A 25,347-nucleotide genomic window follows, 5' to 3' on the forward strand; every position below is an offset into this window, starting at 1 on the left:
CGAAATTATCATTTCGCAACGTAACGCAGGATATCAGCGCCAATGAAACCACGTCAGCGTCAGGCGGCTATTCTTGAACATCTGCAAAGGCAGGGGAAGTGTTCTGTTGAAGAGCTGGCAGCATATTTTGACACCACAGGGACGACCATACGTAAGGATTTAGTCGCGCTGGAGCATTCCGGCGCGGTGATCCGCACCTATGGCGGCGTGGTGCTAAATAAAGACGAAGCCGATCCCCCTATCGATCACAAGACACTGATCAATACAGTACAAAAGGGGCTGATTGCCGAAAAAGCGGTCACCTATATTCATGACGGCGACTCGATCATTCTTGATGCAGGCAGCACCGTTTTGCAGATGGTGCCGCTGCTCAGCCACTTCAATAACATCACGGTGATGACCAACAGCCTGCACATCGTCAATGCGTTATCGGAACTGGATAACGAGCAGACCATCCTGATGCCCGGCGGCACCTTCCGTAAAAAATCCGCCTCGTTTCACGGACAACTGGCGGAAAACGCTTTTGACCATTTCAGCTTCGACAAGTTGTTTATGGGCACAGACGGCATCGATCTGAACGCGGGCGTTACGACCTTTAACGAAGTGTTTACCGTCAGCAAAGCGATGTGCAACGCCGCGCGGGAAGTGATTCTGATGGCCGACTCATCAAAGTTTGGTCGCAAAAGCCCGAACGTGGTGTGCAGCCTGGAAAGCGTGAATAAATTGATCACCGACGCCGGGATCCCGGCAGACGTTCGCGCAGCGCTGGAAGCCAAAGGCGTCGAGGTGATCATTGCAGGAGAAGGTCATGAGTGAGTCGTTAATTCATGCCGCTCGTCAAACCCTGTTACTGGAACTTCAGGAAGCAAGCCGCCTGCCGGAGAGGCTCGGTGAGGATTTCGTTCGTGCCGCAGAAACAGTACTGAAGTGCGAGGGGAAAGTGATTGTTTCCGGCATCGGTAAATCGGGGCATATCGGCAAAAAAATCGCCGCCACCTTTGCCAGCACCGGTACCCCGGCCTTTTTCGTTCATCCGGCGGAAGCGCTGCACGGCGATTTGGGTATGATTGAAAGCCGCGACGTGATGCTGTTTATCTCCTACTCCGGCTCGGCAAAAGAATTGGATCTGATCCTGCCGCGCCTGGCGGAGAAATCCGTCGCCCTACTGGCGATGACCGGCAAATCGCGCTCACCGCTGGCGCTGGCCGCCCATGCAGTGCTGGATATCTCTGTTGAACGTGAAGCCTGCCCGATGCACCTGGCCCCGACCTCCAGTACCGTTACGACGCTGATGATGGGCGATGCGCTGGCGATGTCGGTGATGCAGGCGCGCGGTTTTGACGAAGAGGATTTTGCCCGCTCCCATCCGGCAGGCGCACTCGGGGCGCGGCTGCTGAATAAAGTGCATCATCTGATGCGCAAAGAGGAGCAGATCCCGCAGGTCCAGCTAACGACCAGCGTGATGGAGGCGATGCTGGAGCTAAGCCGCACCGGTTTAGGCCTGGTTGCCGTTTGCGATGTGCAGCGCCAGGTTAAAGGCGTCTTTACCGACGGCGATCTGCGCCGCTGGCTGGTGGCAGGCGGCGCGTTAACCACCGCCGTCAGCGAAGCGATGACGCGCGGCGGCATCACCTTAGACGCCAACAGCCGCGCAGTGGATGCCAAAGAGCGCCTGATGCAACGCAAAATCGCTGCCGCCCCGGTGGTCGATGACGCAGGAATTCTGGTGGGTGCCATCAACCTGCAAGATTTCTATCAGGCTGGCATTCTTTAACGCTTAAGCCCCAGACGTTTCGCCAGCCGGTGCAGGTTGGCAACGTCGAGTTCCAGCGCCCGGGCGCATGCCGCCCAGCTCCCCCCGCTTTCTTCCAGCGTTCTGGCAATCAACGCCCGCTGAAAATCCTCAGTGGCATTGCGCAGATTCTGCCCTGCAGACAACGCCGAAGCAGTTTGTACCATCAGCGTCTGTTCATCACTGAGGGCAAAATGTCGCGCCTCCAGCACCACATCGTCGCTGTTGCGCGTCCCGCGCGCCAGAATCACCGCGCGGTGAATGGCATGTTCCAGCTCGCGCACATTACCCGGCCAGCTGTAGCTGAGTAAATGCGCTCGCGCGCCGGGGCTGAGTGCCACTCTGCCGAGCCCCAGACGCAGACGGCACTGTTCGCAGAAGTAACCCGCCAGCAGTACCACATCGTCGCCACGTTCACGCAACGGCGGCACCGATAACGGAAACACGCTAAGACGATGATAGAGATCGGCGCGAAAACGCCCGGCCAGTACCTCTTCACGCAAATCGCGGTTCGTCGCCGCCAGCACGCGCACATCCACGCGCAGACTGCGATCGTCGCCGACACGTTGCAGATCGCCATACTGCAATACCCGCAGCAGCTTGGCCTGCAATGAGAGGGTCAATTCACCAATCTCATCGAGAAACAGCGTGCCGTTATCCGCCATCTCAAACTTGCCGCTGCGATTGCTGATGGCCCCGGTAAAGGCACCTTTCACGTGGCCGAACAGTTCACTCTCGGCCACGCTTTCCGGCAGTGCTGCGCAGTTAAGATAAACCAGCGGACTGGCTGCCCGTGCGGAACCTTCATGAATCGCCTTTGCCACCAGCTCTTTCCCTGTGCCGGTTTCGCCGCTGATCAGGACGTTAAGATCCGACGCAGCAACAATATCGATCTCTTTTTTTAGCGCCGCCATGCCCGGCGATAAGCCGATCATTTCGCTGTGCGCCACCGGCTCAAACGCCGCGGGCGCGCCAAGCAGCATATTCTGGCTTTCCAGTTGCTCAATCAGCAGTGCGTTATTGAGTGCCCCCGCCGCCAGCGCCGCGATCAGCCGTAGTTCTTCGTCGCTGAAGGTGTCGAATTGATCCGGTGACATGCCGTCCAACGTCAGCGCACCAATCAGGTTCTGCCCGGCGAACAGCGGCAGCCCGACGCAGGCATGGACTTTCAGGCTCTCCTGACCGGGAATCAAACCATCATAAGGATCGGGCAAACCACTATCGGCCGGAAAGCGCACTACATCACCGGCGCGGGCGATCGCTTCCAGCCTTGGGTGGCCTTCCAGCATAAAACGCCTGCCGAGAACATCCTGTGCCAGCCCGTCGATAGCCAGCGGGATAAACTGCCGCGCCTCATAGCGCAGCAGCGCAGAGGCATCGCACGCCAGCACCTGGCGCAGCGTGGCGATCAGCCGCTGGAAGCGATCCGCATGGCCGATACCGCTCTGCAATTCAATGGCGATTCCCGCCAGCACATTCAGCGAAAAACTCATACTTACCTCACTGTCTTTTTGACAATGCATAGTGTCATATTGACTGTAAACATCATAGTCATAATGACATACCTTTTTTCACTAAAAACAATAAAAATATTTAAAATCAATAATTTAAAAAACTGGCACAGCTTTTGATAATAGCCATACATCGAACTGATAAAGTACAGGACTCTTGATATGGCTATTCATGTAAAAAATAACATCCACTGGGTTGGGCAACGTGACTGGGAAGTGCGCGACTTCCACGGTACTGAATACAAAACGCTGAAAGGCAGCAGCTACAACAGCTATCTGATCCGCGAAGGCAAAAATGTGCTGATCGATACCGTTGATCACAAATTCAGCCGCGAGTTCGTGCAGAACCTGAGTGCGGAAATCGATCTACAACGTATCGACTACATCGTGATTAACCATGCCGAAGAAGATCATGCCGGTGCACTGACCGAGCTGATGTCGCATATCCCGAATACCCCGATTTACTGCACGGCGAATGCGATCGACTCGATCACCGGCCATCACCATCATCCGGAGTGGAACTTTAACGTCGTTAAAACCGGCGACACGCTGGATATCGGCAATGGCAAACAACTTATCTTTGTTGAAACGCCAATGCTGCACTGGCCGGACAGCATGATGACCTACCTGACCAGCGACGCCGTACTGTTCAGCAATGACGCGTTCGGCCAGCACTACTGCGACGAACGCCTGTTTAATGATGAAGTGGATCAGGCAGAGCTGTTCGAACAGTGCCAGCGCTACTATGCGAATATCCTGACGCCGTTCAGCCGCCTGGTGACGCCGAAAATCACCGAAATCCTCGGTTTTAATCTGCCGGTGGAGATGATTGCTACCTCGCACGGCGTGGTGTGGCGCGATAACCCAACGCAAATTGTCGAACTGTACCTGAAATGGGCAGCAGATTATCAGGAAGATCGTATCACCCTTTTCTACGACACCATGTCCAACAACACCCGCATGATGGCTGACGCCATTGCGCAGGGCATTAACGAAGTTGACCCGCGCGTGGCGGTGAAAATCTTTAACGTCGCCCGCAGCGATAAAAACGACATTCTGACCAATGTGTTTCGCTCAAAAGGTGTGCTGGTTGGTACCTCAACCATGAATAACGTCATGATGCCGAAAATCGCCGGACTGGTCGAAGAGATAACCGGTCTGCGTTTTCGCAACAAACGCGCCAGCGCATTTGGCTCCCACGGCTGGAGCGGCGGTGCGGTAGACCGCCTTTCTACCCGCTTGCAGGATGCCGGGTTTGAGATGTCGATGAGTCTTAAAGCCAAATGGCGGCCCGATATCGACGCACTTGAAGTGTGCCGCCAGCACGGGCGCGATATCGCCCGTCAGTGGGCACTGTCACCCTTACCAGAAGCAATAAAACCGGCCGCAACAATAGCTCAGGAAGCCTGCGCCTGTGCCGCCGCAGCCGCTGCGGAACTCGGCCCGCGCATGCAGTGCAGCGTCTGCCAGTGGATCTACGATCCAGAAAAAGGTGAGCCCATGCAGGATGTTGCGCCTGGTACGCCGTGGAGCGAGGTACCGGATAACTTCCTCTGCCCGGAGTGTTCCTTAGGCAAAGAGGTATTTGACGAACTGGCGACGGAGGCAAAATGAGCACAGGCATTGTGATTATCGGTTCGGGCTTCGCCGCCCGGACGCTGGTGAAAAATATCCGCAAACTGGACAGCGCCGTGCCGCTGACGCTGATTGCCGCCGATAGCATCGACGAGTACAACAAACCGGATCTCAGCCATGTCATCAGCGAATCGCAAAGCGCCGATGATTTGCTGCGCCAACCGGCGGGCGAATTTGCCGAGCAGTTTAATCTGCATTTGTTCCCGCACACGGTTATCACCGCCATTGATGCTGAGGCGCAGGTAGTGCAAAGCGTCGATAAACGGTGGCAGTACGACAAACTGGTACTGGCGACAGGAGCAAAAGCCTTCGTTCCGCCGCTTCCGGGGTGTGAGCACATGCTGACACTCAACAGCCTGCAAGAGTATCGCGCTTGCGAAAGCAGGCTGCGCGATGCCGCCAGCGTACTGATTGTTGGTGCCGGGCTGATTGGCTGCGAGCTGGCAATGGATTTTCGCCGCACCGGGAAAACTGTCACCCTGCTGGATAACGCCGCCAGTATCCTGCCTTCATTGATGCCGCCGGAAGTCAGCAGTCGCCTGCAACACAGCCTAACGTCGCTGGGCGTGCGCCTGCTGCTCTCATCCCGTTTGCAACAACTGACCGCCAGCGCTAACGGTGTTTGTGTGCAGCTTGATGACGAACGTTGCATAGAGGCGGATGTGGTGATTGCCGCCACGGGCCTGTCGCCGGAAGTGTCGCTGGCACAAGCCGCCGGAGTGGCAACCCGCCGGGGGATCGTAGTGAACACGGCGCTGCAAACCAGCAACCCGCAGATCTATGCGCTCGGCGACTGTGCCGAGATCAACGGCAGGGTACTGCCTTTCTTGCAACCCGCCCAGCTCAGCGCCATTACGCTTGCGAAAAACCTGCTCGGCAACAATGTGCAACTGGCGTTGCCTGCCATGCTGGTGAAGGTAAAAACGCCATTGATGCCACTGCATCTGGCCGGAGAAACTGCTCGCCGCGACCTGAACTGGCAGATTACGACCCATCCACAGGGCATGGTGGCAAAAGGACTCGATGCCGATGAGAAACTGCGCGCCTTCGTGGTCAGCGAAGAGCGCATGAAAGAGGCTTTCTCGCTGCTTAAAGGGCTGGCGCTATAGTCCGCGCAGCAGCAACCAGCCCCTGGCCGAAGGCAATTCCGCCATCGCCGGCCGGGAGCTGGTGCGGGAAGAGCAAGGTGAAATCAGCAAGCCAGGTTTGCAGGCGCGCCTTCAGCAGACGGTTATGCAGTACGCCGCCGCTGAATACCAGCGTCTGAATACCGCGTCGCTCTGCCTGTTCGCGGGCAAGTCTTGCCAGCCCTTGCGCCAGTGCATCGTGAAACGCCCACGCTCGCTGTGCGGATGATGCCTGCCAGCCCAGCCACTGCCGCCAGAAGGTGGCAAGATCAAGCTGGTTTCCGTGTAGCGGCAGCGTGACGGGGTGATCCACCGCAGAGACGGACGCCGCCAACGCTTCAAGCTGGCAGGCAGCCTCGCCTTCATAACTCAGTTGCAGCGGCGCGCAGCCCAGCGCGCAGGCCACTGCATCAAATAAACGTCCACAGGAAGACGCCCTCGGCGCGTTGATGCCACGCTCAATGGCGCGCGCCAACAGCGGCCAGTTTTGTTGCCGGAGAACAGCCGTTTCCGCATAATCCTGCCAGCCGGGCACAAACGACAGCATCTGCGCCAGCAGGTTGCGCCACGGCTGCCGCGCGGCCAGATCGCCGCCGGGTAACGCCACCGCCGGCAAGCCGCCAAGGTGCTCGCATTCGCGGTAATTGACACGCAAACATTCGCCGCCCCACAGCGCACCGCCCTCTCCCATGCCAATACCGTCCAGCGTCAGCGCAATCACATCGCCACCGTCGATCGGCCAGCGGTGCTCGCCGAGACACGCCGCGGCATGCGCATGGTGATGCAGTACCGTTTGCAGTGGTAATCCGCTGCAATTCGCCCACTGGCTGGTGCGATAGCCAGGATGCGCATCGATGACCAGTTGCTGCGGAGCGAAGTCGTAAATCGTCTGCATCAGGTGCAGCGCGTTGCGCCACTGTGTTTCCACACCTTCATCGGCGAGATCGCCAAAGTGCTGACCCGGCACCGCAGCGTCACCGCGCAGCAGGCAAAAGGTGTTTTTCATATCCGCACCAAGGCATAGCAGCGGCGGTATGGCGTTGAACCCTTCCGGCAGGCTCAGCGCATCCGGCACGTAGCCGCGCGAGCGGCGCAGCATCTCACCGTTTGCCCGCAGCACGGAGTCATCCATACGTTGCACAATATCGCGATTGTGCAGTAAAAACCCGGCGGCAATTCCCGCCAGATCGACCAGCGCCTGTTCATTTGTGAGGGCGGGCGGTTTGCCACTAAGATTACCGGAGGTCATCACCAGCGGGCGCTGCAAACCCTGAACCAGCAGATGCTGCAACGGATTGGACGGTAACATGACGCCCACTTCATCGAGGCCCGGTGCCACGGCATCGCATAAACCGTCAACGGTGGATTTCGCGACCAGCACAATCGGCGCGGCTGGCGTGGCAAGTAAACGCTGCGCATTGACAGGTAATCCTGCGGCATCCGGCAGCATCACCGCCAGCGGTTTCGACGGGCGATTTTTACAGGCGCGCAGGTGCTGCACCGCAGCCTTGTTATGCGCATCACAGGCAAGGTGAAAACCCCCTACGCCTTTGACCGCCACCACGCCGCCGCTTTTCAGCAGTGAAATCGCGGCCTGTAATGCCGCTTCGCCCGTGGTTTGCCAGACATCGCTGCGCCACTCAAGCTGCGGGCCGCACTGCGGGCAGGCAACAGGCTGAGCGTGGAAACGGCGATCGAAGGGGCTGCGATACTCCGCTTCGCAGGCCGCACAGAGCGGGAACGCCGCCATCACCGTGTAAGGCCGGTCGTAAGGCATGGCGTTGATAATGGTAAAGCGTGGCCCACAATGGGTGCAGTTGATAAACGGATAACGGTAGCGGCGCTCGCGAGGATCGTTCATCTCCGCAAGGCAGTCGGGGCACGTCGCCGCATCGGGAACAATTTGCGTATTCATGGCACCACCCGCACTCTGGCGGATGGTGAAATCTTGTGGCGGTGATGACCAGTGGAACGGTGAACTGACGACGCGATCGATGCGCGCCAGCGGCGGGCAGTGTTGCTGCAACAGGGTGACGAAATCACCGGCATCGCCGAGCAGGCGAACTTCGACACCCTGTGCATCATTACAGACATCGCCTTTGCAACGGTGCTGCTGCGCCAGTTGCCAGACAAAGGGGCGAAAACCTACCCCCTGAACTTTACCGTATACGCGTAAGCAAACACCGTTGCTGGTTGTCATCGCATCACTGCATCGCCGCGTTGAGCAAACGATTCTTCATCTGTTGATAAGTGCTCTGAGTGTACTCCTCGGCCCAGCGCTGATCGTTGATCGCACTCACTCGAACAGCGCAGTATTTGGTTTCCGGCGTTTTGGAAATGGGGTCCAGATTATCCTGCGTCAGTTCGTTACAGGCACCAATCCACCACTGATAAGTCATATAAACGCTACCGTTGTTGATGCGTTCGTTGACATCCGCGCGGGTGATGACTTTGCCACGGCGTGATTCTACCCACACCAGTTGCCGGTCTTTCACACCCAGCGCTTCGGCGTCCGCCGGGTTGATCTGCACAAAGCCCGGTTCATCGGCAAGGGTTTGCAACGCCGCACAGTTGCCGGTCATCGAACGGCAAGAGTAGTGACCCACTTCACGCACGGTGCAGAGCACAAGCGGGAATTCATCATCCGGGCGCTCTGCGGGCGCACGCCACGGCGCGGCGAAAAGATGGCCTTTGCCGTCCGGAGTATCGAACTTATTGTTCTGATACAGGTACGGTGTACCAGGATGATCGAGGGTCGGGCACGGCCACTGGACGTGTCCCATGTCGCCCATTTTCTCGTAGGTAACGCCGTAGAACAGCGGGCACAACTCGCGCAGTTCGTCCCAGATTTGCTGGTTGTTGTCATAGTGCATCGGGTAGCCCATCTCGGTGGCGATCAGGCTGATGATCTCCCAGTCACGTTTGACGTTGTACTTCGGTTCAATCGCTTTTTCGAAACGCTGGAAACCGCGATCGGCGCAGGTAAAGACGCCACCGTGTTCGCCCCAGGAGGTGGCGGGCAGCAGCACATCGGCCTGTTCGGCGGTTTTGGTCATAAAGATGTCCTGTACCACCACAAAATCGAGCGCTTCGAAACCTTTACGTACCAGCCCCAAATCGGCTTCGGTCTGCAACGGATCTTCGCCCATGATGTAATAGGCTTTCACCTTGCCTTCCAGCGCCAGGTGCGGCACCTCGGTAATGCGGACGCCCACTTTGTCATCCATCACGGCCGGATCGATGCCCCAGGCTTTGGCAAATTTTGCCCGCACCTCCGGATTCACCACATCCTGATAGCCAGGGAACTGGTTGGGGATCACGCCCATATCGCACGCGCCCTGCACGTTATTCTGGCCGCGCACCGGGCCGACGCCGACATTTTCACGCCCAAGATTCCCGGTCAACAGCGCCAGGCTGGAGAGCCCTTTCACCACATCCACTGCCTGGCCGAACTGTGTCACACCCATACCCCACATAATGGTGGCGGATGGCGCTGCCGCGTAGGTGCGCATCGCCTGGCGAACCTGTTTCGCCGGCACGCCGGTCAGATGTTCCACCGCTTCCGGCGCATAGTCTTTAACCATTTCACGATAAGCATCCAGCCCGGTGGTAAAGCTGGCGACATAATCTTTGTCGTACAGATCTTCTTCCAGCAGCACATAGCCGAAAGCGTTGACCAGCGCCATATTGCAACCGTTTTTGAGCTGCAGATGCTGATCGGCGATACGCGCGGTCTCAATGCGGCGCGGATCGCACACAATAATTTTGGCCCCTTTCTGTTTAGCTTTGATCACCCGTCGCGCAACGATCGGGTGCGAGTCGGCACAGTTATAGCCAAATACCAGCAGGCAACTGGAGTTTTCGATATCGCCGATAGAGTTACTCATCGCACCGTTGCCAAGGGTTTCCTGCAAACCCGCCACCGACGGGCCGTGGCAAACGCGGGCGCAACAGTCGACGTTATTGGTGTTGATCACGCCACGAGCAAATTTCTGCATTACGTAGTTGGTTTCATTACCCGTACCGCGAGATGAACCGGTGGTCATAATGGCACGCGGACCATATTTAGCTTTGATTTCGCTGAGGCGCTTCGCGGTATAACGGATCGCTTCATCCCAGCTGACGGGGGTCAATTTGCCGCCTTTTTCGTAACGGATCATCGGCTGAGTAAGACGCGGCGTCAGCAGTTTGGTGTCGTTAAGAAAATCCCAGCCGTAGTAGCCTTTCAGGCAGAGTTCATTCTGGTTGGTGTGACCGTTGGCGGCTTCTGCGCGAACGATTTTTCCGTCGTCGACAACCAGTTTCAGTTTGCAGCCCGCGCCGCAGTATGGGCATACACTTGTGATTTTTTTCATCAGTAACAGACCTGTTAAAAGTGAAAGTCAGATTGGTTAGAACACCAGAGAAACAGCGCTGTCCAGCGCGGCGCGACGACGTTTCTCCGCGCTCATTTGTTCCAGTAAATTGCGATCGACACAGACCAGCGCTTTCGTCGGACACGCCTGTATACAGGCCGGGCCGCTTTCGCTGTGGTGGCACAAATCGCATTTGTTGGCTTCAGCTTTTTCTGCGCGAACATTCAGCCCTGCGCCGCTATGGCGAATCACCGGACGCACAACCACTTCCATCGCGCCGTACGGGCAGGCCACGACACAGGTTTTGCAGCCAATGCAGCGTTCCTGCATCACATGCACGAACCCTTCGTCACGGCTAATGGCACCGTTCGGACAGACATTGGCGCACGGCGCGTCTTCGCACTGACGACAGAGTGTCGCGGTCGAGACATTCACACCTTTGACGACATGGATACGCGGTAAAAAGCTCTCAGGAGTCAGCGCTGCGCAGTCCTGGTTTTCCTGATGAGACACCACACAGGCGACCTCACAGGTGCGGCAGCCAATGCATTTTGCAGCGTCCGCCATGATAAATCGGTTCATTATCTTCTCCGGCAATGTGCTTTATCCCGCCGGAATATTCATAAAACGTGCCAATTCTTAACTTTCTGTTATTTAAGGAAATATAAAGAAGCGTTCGTTCAGAATGGCTGTCATCGACACTTCTGTCGATGACAGATGTCGAGGTCAGGGGTGCGGGCCGGAAATCAGTGAGTCACGTAACATTAATTCACCGGGAAAGGTTTGCTGAGAAGTAAAGTCGCCACCATCAAGCATAAAAATTAAGCGGTTAATCGTCTCTTTGATCATTTCGGTGACCGGTATTTTTACACTGGTAAGCGCCGGAACGGTAAATGGCGCCATCGCAATATCATCAAAGCCAATCACCGAAACCTGCTGCGGCACACTTATTTTACTGTCATGTAACTGTTTAATTGCGCCAATCGCCATGTCGTCATTACTGGCCACCAGCGCACTGAATTCAACGTTCCGGGATAAGAGTGTCTGTACCCCCTGCGCGCCGCTAACGGGCGTCCATTTCCCTTCAACAATCAATTCATTACGCAGCGCAATACCCTGCTGTGTCAGCGCATCTTTATAACCGGATAAACGTTCAATACCAGTAGGAGAATCGAGCGAACCGGTAATAAAAGCAATATCACGATGACCACGAGAAATTAATTGCGACACCGCGTTAAAACTTGAGGCTTTTTGATCGGAATAAACGCAGTGGCTGCTGTTTTTACGTAAACGGCGGTTAAGCACCATTATTGGCTGCGAATGACTGTCGATAATGTTATCCATTTCATCGACGCTCAAAAAACGCGGATAAATAATGATCGCATCACAGCGTAAATCGAGCAGATATTGAATCGCCTGGCGCTCCTCTTCCGCGCTGTGCTTTCCGTCGGCCAGCAATAACTGGCGGCCTTTGTCTTCGGTCATCCGGGCGGCGTGGAACAGCAATTCGCTAAAATAGACGCCGTGGTAAAGGGTATTGGTTACCACCAACCCCAGCGTCTGGGTTTTACTGCTCGCCAGGCTACGGGCCAGTAAATTCGGGCGATAGCCGCTCTCGGCAATGGCCTGAAATACGCGGTCTTTCGTCTCTTCGCTAACATATCCTTTGCCCGTCAGGACACGGGAAACCGTCGCTTTCGACACGCCTGCCCGCTTCGCCACTTCCAGCATTGTCGCCATCTTTTCCCCCTGAAAATATGATGAGCCGAAGTGTACTTCAGGCGTTGCGTTTAATGGAACTCTTTACACCACACAACGCTTTCACAGCCTGCCCTTTCTAAGTGATCGTTGTCACGATTTCAAAATTTGGCATTTTTTAGCACTTGTTTACCACAAATAAACTATTCATGATTTTGTGGAACCGGTTACCTATTTCAGGTTTCACCGCCGCAGTGGTGGCTGTGAGCCAGTACCTTATTAATAAAACAGGATAATAACTCCATGGCTAAGAATTATGCGGCGCTGGCCCACTCGGTGGTCGAGGCGCTGGGCGGCGCGGAAAATATCGCGGCCGTCACGCACTGCATGACGCGCCTGCGCTTTGTGGTGAAAGATGAGACGCACATCGACAGCCCAACGCTGAAAAACATCAGTGGTGTCATGGGCGTGGTGCGTAACGACAAACAGTGCCAGGTGATTATCGGTAATACTGTCTCCCAGGCCTTCCGCGAAGTGGTCAACCTGCTGCCGCAAAACATGCAGCCAGTTGAAGAGCCCAACAAGCAAAAACTGACGCTGAAGCGGATTGGCGCGGGCATTCTCGATGCGCTGATCGGTACCATGTCGCCACTGATCCCGGCGATCATCGGCGGCTCAATGGTGAAACTGCTGGCCATGGTGCTGGAGATGACCGGTGCGTTGCCGAAAGGCTCCTCCACGCTGACCATTTTGACGGTGATCGGCGACGGCGCCTTTTTCTTCCTGCCGCTGATGGTTGCGGCCTCGGCAGCAGTGAAATTCAAAACGAATATGTCGCTGGCAATTGCCATTGCGGGCGTGCTGGTGCATCCGAGCTTTATTGAGCTGATGGCGAAAGCCGCACAGGGCGATCACGTTGAATTCGCACTGGTACCGGTAACGGCAGTGAAATACACCTACACGGTGATCCCGGCGCTGGTGATGACCTGGTGCCTGTCGTATATCGAGCGCTGGGTTGATCGCATCACCCCGGCGGTAACGAAAAACTTCCTTAAACCGATGCTGATTGTACTGATTGCCGCGCCGCTGGCGATTGTGCTGATTGGTCCGCTGGGCATCTGGATCGGTAGTGCTATCTCTTCGCTGGTGTATACCATTCACGGTTACCTGGGCTGGCTCTCCGTCGCCATCATGGGCGCACTGTGGCCGCTGCTGGTCATGACCGGGATGCACCGCGTCTTTACGCCGACCATCATTCAGACCATTGCCGAAACCGGCAAAGAGGGCATGGTGATGCCGTCTGAAATTGGCGCGAACCTGTCGCTTGGCGGCTCTTCACTCGCCGTGGCGTGGAAAACGAAAAACCCGGAACTGCGCCAGACGGCAATGGCGGCAGCAGCTTCCGCCATTCTGGCGGGGATTTCCGAACCGGCGCTGTACGGTGTGGCCCTTCGCCTTAAACGTCCGCTGATCGCCAGCCTGATTAGTGGTTTTGTCTGCGGCGCGGTCGCTGGCATTGCCGGGCTGGCCAGCCACTCGATGGCCGCGCCGGGCTTATTTACCAGCGTGCAGTTCTTCGACCCGGCCAATCCGATGTCCATCGTCTGGGTATTTGGTGTGATGGCGCTGGCCGTAGTGCTGTCGTTTGTACTGACTTTACTGTTGGGATTTGAAGATATTCCAGTGGAAACCGCAAGCAAACCGCAGGCAGCACAGCCGGTCAATGTTGAAGAAGCACGCGCCTGATTAACGAAAAAGAGGTTACGCATGTCAGTATTTCCGCAAGGATTTTTATGGGGCGGCGCACTTGCCGCTAACCAGTCGGAAGGGGGTTATCTGGAGGGCGGTAAGGGGCTAACCACCGTCGATATGATCCCGCACGGCGTCAACCGCCTGCCAGTGAAACTGGGCCAGGAAAAGCGCTTTCAACTGCGTGACGATGAGTATTACCCGAGCCATCAGGCGATCGATTTTTACCATCGTTATAAAGAAGATATCGCGCTGATGGCAGAAATGGGCTTTACGGTATTCCGCACCTCTATCGCATGGAGTCGTTTATACCCAAAAGGCGATGAGCTGACGCCGAACCCGGAAGGTATCGCCTTCTATCGCGCGGTATTTGAAGAGTGCAAGAAGTACAATATCGAGCCGCTGGTGACGCTTTGCCACTTTGATGTACCGATGCATCTGGTGATTGAGTACGGCTCCTGGCGCAACCGTAAAATGGTGGAGTTTTTCACCCGCTACGCGCGCACCTGCTTTGAGGCGTTCGATGGACTGGTGAAATACTGGCTGACCTTCAACGAAATCAACATTATGCTGCATAGCCCGTTCTCCGGCGCGGGTCTGGTGTTCGAAGAGGGTGAAAATCAGGATCAAGTGAAGTACCAGGCCGCGCATCATGAGCTGATTGCCAGTGCGCTGGCGACCAAAATTGCTCATGAAGTGAATCCGCAAAACCAGGTAGGCTGCATGCTGGCAGGCGGTAATTTCTACCCCTACTCCTGCAAACCGGCCGATGTATGGACCGCGCTGGAAAAAGATCGCGAAAACCTGTTTTTTATTGATGTACAGGCGCGCGGCAGCTACCCAGCCTACTCTGCGCGCGTGTTCCGCGAAAAAGGCGTCAGCATTGTCAAAGAAGCAGGCGATGACGAAATCCTGAAGAATACTGTCGATTTTGTCTCCTTCAGCTACTACGCCTCACGCTGCGCTTCGGCGGATATGAACGCTAACAACACCAGCGCCGCCAATATCGTGAAATCCCTGCGTAACCCGCATATTGAAGTGAGCGAATGGGGCTGGGGCATCGACCCGCTGGGTCTGCGTATCACCATGAACATGATGTACGACCGTTACCAGAAGCCCCTGTTCCTGGTAGAAAACGGCCTCGGCGCGAAAGATGAGTTCAATGCCGATGGCGAAATCGCCGACGATTACCGCATCAGCTATCTTCGCGAGCATATCCGCGCCATGGGCGACGCCATTGAAGACGGCATTCCGGTTATCGGTTACACCACCTGGGGTTGTATCGATCTGGTGGCGGCGTCCACCGGTGAGATGAGCAAGCGCTACGGTTTTGTCTATGTCGATCGTGACGATACAGGCAACGGCACGCTGGCGCGCAGCCGGAAAAAATCGTTCTGGTGGTATAAAAAAGTGATCGCCAGCAACGGCGAAGATCTTGATTAAAGGTATGGCACTGACCAGGCCCACGTGGGGTAACGTTTTATAGGCCAGTATAAGGCGGCGTAGCCGCCATCCGGCAAAACCGCCGGTCTGGCGTATGTTGAAGGGTTCCGTTCACCAGACATTTGGCGGACACGCACATGAACGGGGGGCTGCCGCGCCCCCCTTCTCAATCCCCGCGCTGCAAGCCTGGCGTTACCAAAAGCTCTCTCATGGCTGAACTTCCTCATATCCCTGCGATGACGTCTCATGGGCGATCAGCCACGCTTTTCGCGCAATGCCGCCGCCGTAGCCCGTCATTGAACCATCCTTACCAATGACCCGGTGACAAGGGATCACGATCGCTACCCGGTTCGCACCATTGGCCGCCGCGACGGCACGTAACGCACCCGGTCTATCGATTTGTTCCGCCAGCGCCTGGTAATACGTGGTCTCACCATAGGGTACAGCCTGCAAACCTTGCCAGACATGCCGTTGAAAATCAGTGCCCGGCAGATCCAGCGCCAACGAAAACTGCCGACGCTGCCCGGCAAAGTATTCGCTGATCTCTTTTTCCGCCTGCCGCGTATGCGCATTTTCGCCGGTGATAATCCGCGCTTTCAGCAAACGCTGTAAATCGCGGAATTCGGTCTCGAGCATGCGCCGATCGACAAACTCCAGCAGGCAGACGCCACGCCCGGTGGCACAGACAAACATTGGGCCTATCGGCGTGGTGAAACGGTGGATCATAATCACTTGCTGTCCGGCGCTCGGCGAGGCGCCAGTCAGTTTTTTACAGGTATAGCCAAAGCCGCTTAATGACTCATAACCGCTGTCGAACGCGACATCGGTGGCGCTGCGTCCGCCTTTTAACCCCTGTAATGCCACATTCACCCGCAGCATGCGCTGAAAAGCCTGAAAGGTGATGCCGTGATGTTGCAAAAACCAGCGCCGCACGCGCTCCGGACTGATATTACGCTCACGCAGTTGCATGTCGCTGATGCGCGTTTTCAGATTGCCGCGAACCAATGAGACCGCTTGTTCGATAAAATCAGGAGCAGAACAGGCATTTTCCGTGGGACGACAAACTTTACAGGGGCGAAAACCGGCATCCAGCGCCGATTTGAAGTCGCGGTAAAACGCCACATTTTCCCGTTTCGGTTTGCGCGCCCGGCAGACAGAAATACAAAACACGCCCGTGGTTTTTACGCCGACATAAAACAGGCCGGTGTAACCGGAATCACGATCGAGCAGCGCCTGATACCAGATGTCGCATTGGGCATTGTCAGTCACGTTCGACACGGAAAACACCTCCAAAAGATTGTTGCGTCTGCACAGCCAACAGTAAATGGTTTAGCCGGGTTTGTAATGCAGCATGGATAACATTGCCCATCGAAATGCGTCGCACGCCCAGTTGCGCCAGATCGGCAAACGCCGCAAGTTCCGGCATACACATGACATTAAGAGGTAACGGAACGTGCCTGGCGATAGCCGCAATATCCGCGCTACTCACCACGCAGGGCACAAACAGCCCCTTCGCCCCCTGTTCGGCGTATAACTGCCCGCGATACAGCGTTTCCGCCAGCGCGTTTTCCACTTTCAGTAAGAACGTATCGGTGCGGATATTCAGAAACAACGCGTCGGGAACATTGGCACGGATAGCCCTCAGCCGTTCAGCAAATAGCCGGGCATCCAGTAATTGCCGTTCCCCTTTCACCACGCGACTGTCTTCCAGATTGACACCAACGACACCAAGCTGCGCCAGTTGCTGAAGGTTCTCGGTAATCTGCTGCGCTGTTTCACCGTATCCCGCTTCCATATCGACGCTGAGCGGCAGATCGCAAGCGGCGCGAATGCGCTTAACCACGAACAGCAGTTCGGCAAAGGTCATCTGCTCGCCATCGTCATAGCCGAGCATAGCCGCAATCGCGGCGCTGGAGGTGCCAAGTGCTTGATATCCGGCTTGCTGCGCTGCCCGCGAACTGGCAGCATCCCAGACATTGCCCAGTAATAGCGGGGTGGATTGATGATGAAGTGTGGTGAAATCCATGGTCGTCTCCGGTTGTGTTGTACGATGAGTGTGGCGTTTGCCGCCTCTCCCTCACAACCGAAAATCGGACGACTATTTTTTACAGGTTTACAGGCAAAGTCTGCACTACAGCCCGACCGCAAATAATCGTAAAAACGCCGCCTTGCCTTCCCCGGTAATGGTCACTTCACGGTAGCCGGACGTTCTGCGCAGCCAGCCTTGCTGTTCGAAGGCGATAAGCAGCGCGGCGCCCGCATCGCCGCCAAGATGGAAACACCTTTCGCTCCAGTCGAGGCATGCGCAACAAGGCTTGCGGCGAGTATGCGGATCGAGCGTCACGCCGATCTTTTCCAGTTGCCGTTTACCGACATTCGTTACCGCGCTGCCATCGTCAGTGATCCAGCCTTCACGCTGCATAAACGCGTAGATGCCCACCGCAATTTCACCGGCAAGATGATCGTAACAGGTGCGTGCCTGCCGCAGCTCCGGCGGCGTGCGGCTGGTCAGCGTGCGCCCTGCTCGCATCGACACACCCATCATATTTTCCAGCAGCGCCGCGACATCGCGGCCCGCCAGCCGGTAGTAGCGGTGTCGCCCCTGTGAAACGCAGACCAGAAGACCATGATTTAACAGCCGGTTCAGGTGAGCGCTGGCGGTCGAAGGGGCAATATCCGCCACGGTGCTCAGTTCCGTCGCCGTCCACGCTCGTCCGTCCATCAGCGCGCAAAGCATCCGCGAGCGCGAAGGGTCCGCCATCGCACTGGCAATACCGGCAAGCGACTCTTCCAGCGCCAGCGTATTAACCTGTGCTACTGGTAAACCAGGTAAACTCATGTCGCTACCTTCCAGGGTTGCGTGACCTCGAAGGTCAGCGGATCGTTGTCGGTCAACAGAATCAGGCGATTATCATGATCGCTGTACTGCACGAGAATATTGATACCGTATTGCGCGATCGTACGGGCAATAGCGCCTAACTCACCGGGTTTTTCCTGCTTCAGTTTGCGGATTACCGGCTTTGCTACATTGCGCACGGTAAACCCGGCAGCCTCCAGAACCTGGCGGGCGCGTTCGCCGTCGGCCACCAGAAAATGGGCATGGCATTCACTGCCAGTGCTGAAAACACCACCGCCTTCCAGACCCACACCGTTTTTACCCAGCGTTTCACCCAATGCTGCCAACCCGCCGGGCGCATTGTTAAGCATAACGTGAATATCATACATGGTCGGTCTTCCCTGCTGCGGATGAATAATCGCGAAAAACCTGTGCAACACGAATACGGTAATACGAGAAAATCGCGCGCCGCCCTTCCGTCTGCGCCGCCTGATGCAGGACATTGCCCTTCCATGCCAGCACTGCCTCTTCATCCCGCCACCAGGATAATGACAAAATCTTCCCTTCCGTGCTCAGGCTCTGAAAGCGTTCAATGGTGATAAAACCCTCAATGTCTGCCAGTTGCGGCTTGAGTTCCGCGGCTAATTGCAGGTAACGATCCTGCTTGCCAGCGGCGATATCGGCTTCAAATAGTACAGCGATCATAAGCACTCTCCATCAGTGAATGTCTCGCCAGTTTACGCAGCCCGACACACCATGCTTCGGTCCGTAACGAAATATGCATGGCGGGTGAGGAACGGATCTGCACGAAACGCTGACGAGCGTCGCGAAGGTCACCACATTAATTGACACGCATCACGCTATCGGCCTGATATGGGGTAATGGCGCAGAATTACTGATCCATGTAAGTTTGAATACCGTTAATCTTCAGGGTTAATACGTTACGCCGCGGATGTCGCTGGAGACAGGCACGCAGCCAACATAATAACAAGAGTGAGGTCGACAAATGGTAACGATACTGGATGTCGCCAGGCTTGCTGGCGTGTCGAAAGCGACGGTATCGCGCGCGCTAAATGGCAAAGTTGTTGTCCGTGAGGAAGTAAAGGCGCGCATTTTGCAGGCCATTGCTGAGACGGGCTATCGCCCCAACCAGCTGGCGCGCAATCTTGCCAATAATAAGACCAACTCGGTGGGGCTGGTGGTCACCAACGGGTTGTATAACGGCCCGTTTTTCGCCAGCCTGACTTACCACGCGGCAACCAACAGTGAAATGCATGGCCGACAACTGGTGCTGGCAGACGGTAAACACAGTGCGCAGGAAGAGCGCGACGCCATCGATCTGCTGATGTCGTTGCGCTGTGAAGCGATCATGATTTATCCCAAATACCTGACGGTCGATGAACTGGACACGATTATCGATAACAGCCAGACGCCCATTGTCGTCATCAACCGTGAACTCCCCCGCCACCGCAACCAGTGCGTGTTCGTCGATCATCAACAAAGCAGTGAAACCATGATGGCCCACCTGTTAGCGCAAGGGCACACGCGTATTGCTTTTGTGACCGGCGCTGAAGGTTCGCCAACCGGCGAAAAACGCCTGGCGGGCTACCAGCAGGCGCTGCGCCGCGCTGGTATTGAGCCAGACCCGCAACTGCTGGTACATGGCGCCTGGTCTACCGACAGCGGTTATGCCGCAGGGCGTGAGCTGTTAGCGCGCCAGGTGCCGTTTACCTGCATCCTCGCTGGCAATGATGATATGGCAATTGGCGTAGCAAAAGCCTGTCTGGAGGCGGGGCTGCGCCTGCCGCAGGATGTGTCGCTAGCCGGGTTTGACGATTCCGTGCTCGGCAAGTATTACCACCCGTCGCTCACCACCATTCATGTGCCGATGGAGGCGATGATCTGCCACGCCATCGACACGCTGTTGATGCCAGGCGAGCACGCGGTCTGTTCACACGAAGGTGAACTGGTGCGCCGCGAGTCGGTGGCGCCGCCCAAATAATGGCACTGTGCTAGCTGATTGCCGGATGGCATGATTGCCTTATCCGGCCGACAAACCGGCGCGTTCCCACAGGCTCGATCAGCGCAGCGCCATCAGGCAGCCCACCCGGCGCAGAAGTTACACGCCAATGCCGTTGAGTTTTGCCAGCGCTTCCGGCGGCAGCTCAAGGTTCGCGCTCGCCATGTTTTCCTGTAAATGCTGCGGTGACGACGTGCCGGGGATCAGCAGGATATTCGGCGAACGCTGCAATAGCCACGCCAGCGCCACCTGCATCGGCGTGGCATTAAGCGACTGCGCCACCTCGTTCAACTCGCCAGATTGCAACGGCGTGAAACCGCCCAGCGGGAAGAACGGCACGAACGCAATGCCCTGTGCGTTCAGGCTATCCACCAGCGCATCATCGTGACGGTTAGCGACGTTATACAGATTCTGTACGCAGACAATGGGCGTCATTTTCTGCGCGTCGGCCACCTGTTTCGCCGTGACGTTGCTCAGCCCGATATGGCGGATCAGCCCGCGCTCTTTCAGTTTGATCAACGCCTCCAACGGCGCTTCCAGCGGCCCCTCTTCCGGCCCATGTACGCCAAACATAGCGCGCAGGTTGACCACCTCTATCGTCTCCAGACCGAGATGACGCAGGTTATCTTCCACCGCACGGGTCAGCTCTTCGGCGCTGAATGCGGGTAGCCAGTTGGCTTTATCATCACGACGCGCACCCACTTTGGTGACGATGCATAAGTCGTGCGGATAAGGATGCAGCGCCTGTTTAATCAATTTATTGGTGACATGCGGACCATAAAAATCACTGGTATCGATATGATTCACCCCGGCAGCAATAGCATCGCGCAATACCGCCAGCGCTTTTGCTTCGTCCGCAGGCGGACCAAACACGCCAGGGCCAGCCAGTTGCATCGCACCGTAACCCAGACGACCAACCTGACGATCGCCAAGACGATAAGTAAGCGTGGATTGAGACATGAAAAACCTCCTGTGCATTAAGTAAGCTGATTGTAGGAGCTGTACGGCTGTGCAACAATCCAGCAAAATTAATACACCGTGTACGGTTAACCGAACAATGAAGCTGGATTTCTCCCTGTTACATGCCATTGTCGCAGTCGCCAATGCCGGAGGTTTCCGTGAGGCCGCCCGCGTGACCGGCTCAAACCCCTCCCGCTTGAGCGACGCGGTGCGCCGCGCCGAGCAGCAACTCGGTGTGCGGTTGTTTAACCGCACTACCCGCACCGTGGCGCTGACCGAGGCAGGCAGAGCGCTGATGGAGCGCCTGCAACCGGCAATGAGTGAAGTGGATGCCGCGCTGGACGCTATCAACCGCTATCGCACCACGCCGAGCGGCACGCTGCGTTTGAATGTCCCGGTCAGTGCAGCGCGGCTGGTTCTGCCTGCCATTGTCCCCCCTTTTCTGGCGCAATACCCGGACATTCGGCTGGAGATCATCGCCGAGAGCAACGTACAGGATGTGTTTCGCGACAATTGCGATGCGGGGATCCGTTACGACGAAAGTCTGGAACAGGATATGATCGCATTGCCCATCGGCCCGCGCCGTCAGCGTTTTGCCGCAGCGGCGGCACCGGCTTATTTGCAGCGTTACGGACTGCCGCAGCATCCGCGCGATCTGATTAGCCACAACTGCATTCGCGGGCGCTATGCCAGTGGCGTAATGCCGGAGTGGGAATTTACCCGCGAGGGCGAAACTCTGCGCATTCAGGTGAATGGTTCACTGGTGGTGAGCGTCGGCAGCGCGATGGATCTGGTCGTGCAGGCGGCGATTGCCGGTAGCGGCATCATCTATCTGTTTGAAGAGTGGCTGCGCCCGTCGTTAGAAAGTGGCGCGCTGACGCCGTTGCTGGAACCCTGGTGGCAATCATTTAGCGGCCCATGGCTCTATTACAATTCCCGACGTTTAATCCCCGCGCCGTTACAGGCGTTTATCGATTTTATCCGTGCGCAGGGGCAAGCCACGGATATATAACGCAATGATGGGAAGATCTGTCTACACTTTAGAAAACAGAAAAAATCGAGGTGCCCTATGATCTTCCCGGCTATGCCAGTTAACGAAAACGAGCGGCTTAAGTCCCTGTACATGATGGACCTTTTGGACAAAAAGGATGATGAACGTTTTGACCGGCTCACTCGGGTGGCGAAGGCCACCTTTGATGTCCCCATCGTGGTGATAAGCCTGCTCGATCGCGATCGTCAGTGGTTTCTGTCGCGTAGCGGCATCGATGCTCAGGAAACGCCGCGCAATCTATCGTTCTGTGCGCACGCAATCCTCGAGGAGGGCATGTTTATTGTCAAAGATACCCTCGCCGATCCGCGCTTTGCCGACAACCCGTTTGTCACTGGCGAGCCGTGGGTGCGCTTTTACGCGGGTTGCCCGGTGCGGCTACCGGACGGCGCCATTGCCGGAACCCTCTGTATCATTGACACTTATCCGCGCCCGTTTTCCAGTGCGGAGATCAACACCCTGCTCGATTTCGGCGCCATTGTGGAAGATGAGTTTCTGATCCTCAGTATGGCAATGAGCGATTTGCTGACTGGCATGCCCAACAGCCGTGGCTTTTACCGCTCCGGTGAGAAACGTTTTGCCTGGCTCAAAGAGCATAAAAAAGATCTCACCCTGCTCTATTTCAGCATCGATAACCTGAAATCGATCAATGAATTGCTGGGGAATAAAGAGGGCGAAGAAGTGGTAAAAACCTTCGCCAGCAATCTGACAAAATGCCTGAAAGATCAGGATATCGCCGCCCGGCTTGGCGGCGGTGAGTTTGCGGTGTTGTTGGCGAACACGCCGGATCACAGCGCTGATGCATTTCTCTTCGATCTGCAATCACGGATCGATGCCGTCGACCGTCTTTCCGGCAAGAATTATCACATCAACTACTCGCACGGCATTATTGAAAACGGCGGCGATAAGTACACCACGCTGCGCGGTATGCTGGAAGATTGCGATAAGGTGATGTACTCGGAAAAACGCCGTCGTTAATGCAGCGCCGGAACGCCGGTGCTGCTTACAGTGGATCGAATCCGCCGTTGCCTTCCCAGCCTGCCAGCCGCTGGTAAATGGTTTCTACCGCAGCCTTGACCGGCGGCGTCATCGGGTAGTAAAAACCGACGATATCTGGCTGAATGCCGAGAAAGATCACCTCGCCAACATCTTCTTTCAACTGATCAATCAGATAGTTGAGCGGCATATTGTGGGTAGTCATCAGGAACATTTCCGCAATATCATCCGGATCGACAATACGGATCTCGCCGGGGTTCAACCCCATATCGGTAGCATCCACAATCAGCAACCGCGTCGGGTGCAACTCGCGGATCGCCACAACGTCATTTTCCGGTGCGCTGCCACCGTCGATCACACGCCAGTTTCCCTGCGGATTTTCCGCACACATCTGCGCCAGCAACGGGCCTGCACCATCATCGCCCATCATGCTGTTACCCACACACAGCAGTACGTCAGTCACGTAATCTCCTTACCATCAAATAGATAGCGCTTTCCTGGTGGATGTCGTGCAACATCGACAGCAGCGTCCTGCTCCAGGCCTGCTGCTGTTCATTCTGCCCGGCCAGCGCCCGGTCAAACGCGTTAGCCAGCATCATTACGTGCGTGCTGTCGATAACAATCTCGCCGTAACGCGGCACACCTTCCATTTTTCGCCGCGCTTCACTGCTGCTCTCCAGCGTGGCAATCCACGCAAGATAAGCCTCCCACGGACAGGAAAGCGCCGTTTCCAGGCAGTCGATCACACCAAGATGGTGACCAATCGCCAGAGAGTAATAGACCACCTGCTGCGCCTGCGGCGGCGTGGCATCGTTCTCATCGACAAATTTCCGCCGCAACTGGCTAAAGGCCACCGTCTCACTCATCAGATTTTCGCCTCCTGCACCACCTGACTAAGGTGGCTGACAATTTCAGTCAGACGCGGATCATTCTCCTGCGCTAACCAACGCACCACTTCATGTTCGCCGATGCTGCGCAAACGCAGGTAATCATCGGCGATCTGACGGCCATAGCGGTACCCCGCGAGGCGACGCGCGGTACGATCCACTTTTACCCGCAGCGGTTGCACCATGGCCGGATGCAATATCTCTGCCGGTTGATCGTCCTGTTCGCCGGGCAGGCGGGCGTGAATTTTCTGCTCCAGCAGCCCCAGCGCCATGGCAAAACCGTACAGTGTGGCGGCAGGCGTCGGCGGGCAGCCAGGAATATACACATCCACCGGAACGATTTTATCCGTGCCGCCCCAGACACAGTACAGGTCGTGGAAGATACCACCGCTGTTACCGCACGCACCGTAGGAGATACAGATTTTGGGATCCGGCGCAGATTGCCAGGCGCGCAGCGCTGGTGAACGCATCGCGCGGGTGACGGCGCCGGTAAACAGCAGAATATCGGCGTGGCGCGGTGAAGGCACGACTTTAATGCCGAAGCGTTCAGCATCGAACAGTGGTGAAAGCGTAGCGAAAATCTCGATTTCACAGCCGTTGCAGCCGCCACAATCCACACGATAAACGTAAGCGGAGCGTTTGATTTTATTCAGCAGCGAGGCTTTCATGCTGGCGATGGATTCCTCCACCGTCATCGGCACTGGAATACCGTCCGCATCACGCGGACCTACTAACTGGCTCATTAGCTGGCCTCTCTCATATGACGGGTCAATTCGACGCGTTCGGACGACACCAGACATTTCTGGCGCTTGCAATCCGGGCAGGTCTCAAAGCTGGCACGGTGCTGCTCGGCGCGGGTATCACCGTTATGTGCCAGCAGCGCAATGGCGTAATCGATCTCTTTCTGCACCGCGAAAGGCCGTGCGCACTCGCGACACTGGCACAGCGCGTAGCGTGACTGTTGCAGGAAATCGGCTTTGCTCCACACCGCCAGTTCATACTCCTGAGAGAGCGTAATCGCCGCCGTCGGGCATACTTCTTCGCAACGGGCGCAGAAAATGCAGCGCCCGAGATTAAACTGCCAGGCCAGTTCGCCAGTCGCGAGATCGGTTTCCACCGTTAGCGCGTTCGACGGGCAAGCATTGACGCACGCCGCGCAGCCAATGCACTGCTGCGGATTGTGCTGCGGTTTGCCGCGGAAGTTTTTATCCACCGGCATCGGCGCAAGCGGATACGCGCTGGTTGGCGTCCCGGTTTTGATCACTTTTTTAATAAAGGTAAACATCGCTC

Annotated in this window: 25 protein-coding genes; 10 read left to right on the forward strand and 15 right to left on the reverse strand. The window is 56.4% G+C overall.

The annotated features are described in order from the left end of the window. Positions 1–42: 42 nt before the first annotated feature. Positions 43–816 carry a glucitol operon DNA-binding transcriptional repressor SrlR gene (srlR, locus tag BM427_RS08685; RefSeq protein ID WP_090120908.1) on the forward strand — a complete coding sequence of 258 codons (774 nt, stop codon included), beginning with the start codon at positions 43–45 and terminating at the stop codon, positions 814–816. Then, on the forward strand, positions 809–1,774 hold the full coding sequence (gene gutQ, locus BM427_RS08690) for an arabinose-5-phosphate isomerase GutQ (RefSeq protein ID WP_090120909.1): 966 nt from the start codon (positions 809–811) through the stop codon (positions 1,772–1,774). Before srlR ends, gutQ begins: the two co-directional genes overlap by 8 nt. Here the strand turns inward: gutQ and norR are convergent. Next, positions 1,771–3,285: a nitric oxide reductase transcriptional regulator NorR gene (gene norR, locus BM427_RS08695; RefSeq protein WP_090120910.1), complete on the reverse strand. Its 1,515-nt coding sequence runs from the start codon at positions 3,283–3,285 to the stop codon at positions 1,771–1,773. The two genes, gutQ and norR, sit on opposite strands and share 4 nt — an antisense overlap. Positions 3,286–3,465: 180 nt before the next feature. Between norR and norV the strand changes: the two genes are divergently transcribed. Together norV and norW are read left to right on the forward strand one after the other, a co-directional pair. After that, the gene (gene norV, locus BM427_RS08700; protein WP_090120912.1) at positions 3,466–4,917 is read left to right on the forward strand and encodes an anaerobic nitric oxide reductase flavorubredoxin; all 1,452 of its coding nucleotides are present in this window, start codon (positions 3,466–3,468) and stop codon (positions 4,915–4,917) included. Further along, complete coding sequence (norW, locus tag BM427_RS08705; protein ID WP_090120913.1) at positions 4,914–6,047, forward strand: NADH:flavorubredoxin reductase NorW; 1,134 nt, start codon at positions 4,914–4,916, stop codon at positions 6,045–6,047. Before norV ends, norW begins: the two co-directional genes overlap by 4 nt. Here norW and hypF read toward each other — a convergent pair. From hypF to BM427_RS08725, 4 genes are all read right to left on the reverse strand, one after another. After that, complete coding sequence (gene hypF / locus BM427_RS08710; RefSeq protein ID WP_090120914.1) at positions 6,028–8,265, reverse strand: carbamoyltransferase HypF; 2,238 nt, start codon at positions 8,263–8,265, stop codon at positions 6,028–6,030. The genes norW and hypF overlap by 20 nt on opposite strands. A gap of 4 nt (positions 8,266–8,269) precedes the next feature. Beyond that, positions 8,270–10,420: a formate dehydrogenase subunit alpha gene (gene fdhF, locus BM427_RS08715; RefSeq protein WP_090120916.1), complete on the reverse strand. Its 2,151-nt coding sequence runs from the start codon at positions 10,418–10,420 to the stop codon at positions 8,270–8,272. 36 nt (positions 10,421–10,456) lie between these two features. Continuing rightward, positions 10,457–11,002 (reverse strand): electron transport protein HydN, encoded by a 546-nt coding sequence (gene hydN / locus BM427_RS08720; RefSeq protein WP_074773443.1) that lies wholly within the window; start codon positions 11,000–11,002, stop codon positions 10,457–10,459. A 144-nt stretch (positions 11,003–11,146) separates the two neighbouring features. Beyond that, positions 11,147–12,160, reverse strand: a complete 1,014-nt coding sequence (locus tag BM427_RS08725) for a LacI family DNA-binding transcriptional regulator (protein WP_090120917.1) — start codon at positions 12,158–12,160, stop codon at positions 11,147–11,149. Positions 12,161–12,421: 261 nt separating this feature from the next. On the opposite strand from BM427_RS08725, the gene ascF reads away from it, so the two are divergent. Next, positions 12,422–13,864 carry a PTS cellobiose/arbutin/salicin transporter subunit IIBC gene (gene ascF, locus BM427_RS08730; protein WP_090120918.1) on the forward strand — a complete coding sequence of 481 codons (1,443 nt, stop codon included), beginning with the start codon at positions 12,422–12,424 and terminating at the stop codon, positions 13,862–13,864. 21 nt (positions 13,865–13,885) lie between these two features. Further along, positions 13,886–15,310, forward strand: coding sequence for a 6-phospho-beta-glucosidase (locus BM427_RS08735; RefSeq protein WP_074773435.1), 1,425 nt, complete (start codon positions 13,886–13,888; stop codon positions 15,308–15,310). 207 nt (positions 15,311–15,517) lie between these two features. Here the strand turns inward: BM427_RS08735 and BM427_RS08740 are convergent, their stop codons facing one another. From BM427_RS08740 to BM427_RS08760, 5 genes are all read right to left on the reverse strand, one after another. Beyond that, positions 15,518–16,579: a bifunctional transcriptional activator/DNA repair enzyme AdaA gene (locus BM427_RS08740; protein WP_090121714.1), complete on the reverse strand. Its 1,062-nt coding sequence runs from the start codon at positions 16,577–16,579 to the stop codon at positions 15,518–15,520. Continuing rightward, positions 16,572–17,336 (reverse strand): isocitrate lyase/PEP mutase family protein, encoded by a 765-nt coding sequence (locus tag BM427_RS08745; protein WP_090120920.1) that lies wholly within the window; start codon positions 17,334–17,336, stop codon positions 16,572–16,574. Before BM427_RS08745 ends, BM427_RS08740 begins: the two co-directional genes overlap by 8 nt. Before the next feature lie 105 nt (positions 17,337–17,441). Further along, positions 17,442–18,149, reverse strand: a complete 708-nt coding sequence (locus tag BM427_RS08750) for an ArsR/SmtB family transcription factor (protein ID WP_090120922.1) — start codon at positions 18,147–18,149, stop codon at positions 17,442–17,444. Next, the gene (locus tag BM427_RS08755; protein ID WP_090120924.1) at positions 18,146–18,535 is read right to left on the reverse strand and encodes an amino acid-binding protein; all 390 of its coding nucleotides are present in this window, start codon (positions 18,533–18,535) and stop codon (positions 18,146–18,148) included. The genes BM427_RS08750 and BM427_RS08755 overlap by 4 nt, the downstream gene beginning before the upstream one ends. Continuing rightward, positions 18,528–18,851, reverse strand: a complete 324-nt coding sequence (locus BM427_RS08760) for an antibiotic biosynthesis monooxygenase family protein (protein ID WP_090120926.1) — start codon at positions 18,849–18,851, stop codon at positions 18,528–18,530. The genes BM427_RS08755 and BM427_RS08760 overlap by 8 nt, the downstream gene beginning before the upstream one ends. A 109-nt stretch (positions 18,852–18,960) precedes the next feature. Here BM427_RS08760 and BM427_RS26235 point away from each other — a divergent pair, with 109 nt between their 5' ends. Next, positions 18,961–19,083 (forward strand): PTS glucose transporter subunit IIA, encoded by a 123-nt coding sequence (locus BM427_RS26235; protein WP_280116130.1) that lies wholly within the window; start codon positions 18,961–18,963, stop codon positions 19,081–19,083. Between the two features lie 69 nt (positions 19,084–19,152). After that, complete coding sequence (locus BM427_RS08770) at positions 19,153–20,148, forward strand: LacI family DNA-binding transcriptional regulator (RefSeq protein WP_090120928.1); 996 nt, start codon at positions 19,153–19,155, stop codon at positions 20,146–20,148. A gap of 117 nt (positions 20,149–20,265) precedes the next feature. Here the strand turns inward: BM427_RS08770 and BM427_RS08775 are convergent, their stop codons facing one another. Beyond that, a complete protein-coding gene (locus BM427_RS08775) occupies positions 20,266–21,126 on the reverse strand; it encodes an aldo/keto reductase family oxidoreductase (RefSeq protein ID WP_090120931.1) in 861 nt (286 codons plus the stop codon). A 97-nt stretch (positions 21,127–21,223) separates the two neighbouring features. Here BM427_RS08775 and BM427_RS08780 point away from each other — a divergent pair, with 97 nt between their 5' ends. Both BM427_RS08780 and BM427_RS08785 read left to right on the forward strand, forming a co-directional pair. Continuing rightward, complete coding sequence (locus tag BM427_RS08780) at positions 21,224–22,138, forward strand: LysR substrate-binding domain-containing protein (protein WP_090120933.1); 915 nt, start codon at positions 21,224–21,226, stop codon at positions 22,136–22,138. A gap of 57 nt (positions 22,139–22,195) precedes the next feature. Continuing rightward, positions 22,196–23,152 (forward strand): GGDEF domain-containing protein, encoded by a 957-nt coding sequence (locus BM427_RS08785; RefSeq protein ID WP_090120934.1) that lies wholly within the window; start codon positions 22,196–22,198, stop codon positions 23,150–23,152. 25 nt (positions 23,153–23,177) lie between these two features. Here the strand turns inward: BM427_RS08785 and hycI are convergent, their stop codons facing one another. From hycI to BM427_RS08805, 4 genes are read right to left on the reverse strand one after another with little or no spacing between them, the layout of a single operon-like run. After that, positions 23,178–23,633: a hydrogenase maturation peptidase HycI gene (gene hycI / locus BM427_RS08790; protein WP_090120935.1), complete on the reverse strand. Its 456-nt coding sequence runs from the start codon at positions 23,631–23,633 to the stop codon at positions 23,178–23,180. Next, positions 23,626–24,036, reverse strand: a complete 411-nt coding sequence (locus tag BM427_RS08795; RefSeq protein ID WP_090120937.1) for a formate hydrogenlyase maturation HycH family protein — start codon at positions 24,034–24,036, stop codon at positions 23,626–23,628. Before BM427_RS08795 ends, hycI begins: the two co-directional genes overlap by 8 nt. Beyond that, positions 24,036–24,800: an NADH-quinone oxidoreductase subunit B family protein gene (locus tag BM427_RS08800; protein WP_090120938.1), complete on the reverse strand. Its 765-nt coding sequence runs from the start codon at positions 24,798–24,800 to the stop codon at positions 24,036–24,038. The genes BM427_RS08795 and BM427_RS08800 overlap by 1 nt, the downstream gene beginning before the upstream one ends. Then, a complete protein-coding gene (locus tag BM427_RS08805; RefSeq protein WP_090120940.1) occupies positions 24,800–25,342 on the reverse strand; it encodes a formate hydrogenlyase complex iron-sulfur subunit in 543 nt (180 codons plus the stop codon). Before BM427_RS08805 ends, BM427_RS08800 begins: the two co-directional genes overlap by 1 nt. Between the last annotated feature and the right edge of the window lie 5 nt (positions 25,343–25,347).

This window comes from Kosakonia arachidis, from assembly GCF_900116535.1.
GTDB classification, from domain to species: Bacteria; Pseudomonadota; Gammaproteobacteria; order Enterobacterales; family Enterobacteriaceae; genus Kosakonia; species Kosakonia arachidis.